The 2,122-nt window shown below is 37.3% G+C and carries 2 protein-coding genes; both read right to left on the bottom strand.

Annotated features, from left to right (window positions below):
- Positions 1-63: 63 nt before the first annotated feature.
- Positions 64-1,482, bottom strand: coding sequence for a PH domain-containing protein (locus GFJ36_RS04875; protein ID WP_097890506.1), 1,419 nt, complete (start codon positions 1,480-1,482; stop codon positions 64-66).
- Positions 1,475-1,951, bottom strand: a complete 477-nt coding sequence (locus tag GFJ36_RS04870) for a PH domain-containing protein (RefSeq protein WP_097890507.1) — start codon at positions 1,949-1,951, stop codon at positions 1,475-1,477. The genes GFJ36_RS04875 and GFJ36_RS04870 overlap by 8 nt, the downstream gene beginning before the upstream one ends.
- Positions 1,952-2,122 lie beyond the last annotated feature (171 nt).

Genomic DNA, 2,122 nt, shown 5'->3' with positions numbered 1-2,122 from the left:
TATCAGCGATTTTTGAAATATATCGACTTATCGACAAATCACGACACAAAAAAGGAAACACCGTTACGCACCGGTGTTTCCTTTTTCTTTATACCAATTATATATGCGAAGTGCGTCTTCTTTTTGCATATGCTTCACTTTATATTTATGTCCCGCTACTGATACGACCGCTGTACATAGCTCATCTTTCTTTTGAAAATACGATTGATTGTATCCTACTGCTTGAACGTGCCTTCTTCGCATGATCCCCGTATATTTCGCAAGACCACGGTATACCATGACTAACTGATTGTCTCGTATCATATATCCGCCACTTGTATACCGAGCGTATGCAAGTAACGTAAATGCGATAAATAGTGGTATTAGCGTGAATAACGCCATATTTTGTTTGAAATATATACTCGTACCGATGATCGGCAGTGCGAGCACAGCACTTGTAATCCAGCCCATTATTACGTAACGACGTAATGCAGCCTTCGGTAAATGAACGATTTCCTCTTCCATTTCATACGGTAACTGCAAATATGTAAGTAACTGCTGGACATCTTTCTTTTTCATAAAAGGATGTAACATAACTTCATTTCCAGCTGCTTCTATACTTTGAATGACTTCCACTTCGACAGAGCAATAACCGAACGGCTGACGAAGAATGCCTTCTTTCACCGTAATTGCTTGAATGCGGTGTAATTTTAAAACAAACTCTTTCTTATCAAATAACCCTTGCACGATGCGAACTTCATTTCCGTTTCGCTCTATTTTAAAGTTCGCATATTTTAACGCATAGCCAGCTGTCGAAACGACCCACGAAACCGCCATTAAAATCGCGGCCATAACGATTAATTCATATACACCGTTATCCATCACATACGCTTCCACTTTATTTATGAGCCATTCTGGAAGAAATTGATTAAACTCTGTGTAAATAAGAAGTAATCCTGAAAACACTAATCCGAATCTACCAGACGTAATGGAAGCTGCTAAAATCTCTTTCATCGTTAACTGATAAATCGTCTTACTTTCTTCTGCCATGGGTACTTCTTCACTCGCAGCGCTTCTTTTTTTATTTAATAAAGCAATCAGTTCCTTCGCTTCATCTTCTTTAATACCAGCTAACATCATTTCCGGCTCACTACCGCCGCCTGCTACTTCTATATTTAATTTCGTCAGTCCGAGCACTTGATAAATGATGTTAGAAGACGTACTAATATTTTGCACACGTTCTTTATTTAAGTAACTTTCTTTCTTCACAAAAACGCCGTGTTTAATATGTAAAATATTATTTTCAACCCAATACACTTTGAAATACCATTTTATAGCTGAGAAAATTGCCATAATAAATAATATGGCCAAAAGAACAAGATGAAAGAAATACCAAGGTTTCACTTGACCATCTGATCGAAATAAAACAAGTAAAATAAAAGGCAATAAACCCGCAATTCGAATACCTAATAAAATTGTGATCGGATGTTGCCTCTTATACATCCTCATCACTCACTTTCGCAAGTTCTCCAATTTGTCTTTTCAGCCGCTCTGCTTCTTCCTTCGTTAAGCCTGGAATACTATGAGAAGTTGCGGCTGTTGAAATATGTAATTCTGCTAAATTATACTTTCTCATAATTGGGCCTTGTTCAATCGTTACGTGCTGCACACGCATCATCGGAATAAGTACGCGTTTTACAACGAACATTCCCTTTTGAATCTCAATCTCTTCTTCATTTAATCTGTAACTATAATAACGTTGACGTAAATTTGGAAACACAAAATAATCAAGCGGGATAAATGTAATAGCTCCTGTTACTAGCAAGCCAAACAACCAGCCCCACCAGTTAAAATTGATCATAAAAAAGAAATACGCAATTACGACTGCTAGTATAACTGCCGCCCCAATTAAAGCGTGGATTCGCCACACTTTCAGCATATTAGAATGAATCTCCCTTTCTAACGGCTGCATCTCATCACTCCAATTATATGAATTTATTAATTATATATTAGTTGGTATATACATATTTGTAAAATTAACCCACGTTAACGGGCAGTAAAACTCCCAAAAAATTTCAGCTGGAGCAAAGAAGTTAGTTGGGCGATCAACTGCCCGTAAACGTCCGATTGGTTCAACTAATAA

The sequence above is a fragment of the Bacillus sp. EE-W1 genome (genome assembly GCF_009760835.1).
In the GTDB taxonomy this organism is placed as follows: domain Bacteria; phylum Bacillota; class Bacilli; order Bacillales; family Bacillaceae_G; genus Bacillus_A; species Bacillus_A wiedmannii.
This window is presented reverse-complemented; position numbering and strand designations above follow the sequence as displayed.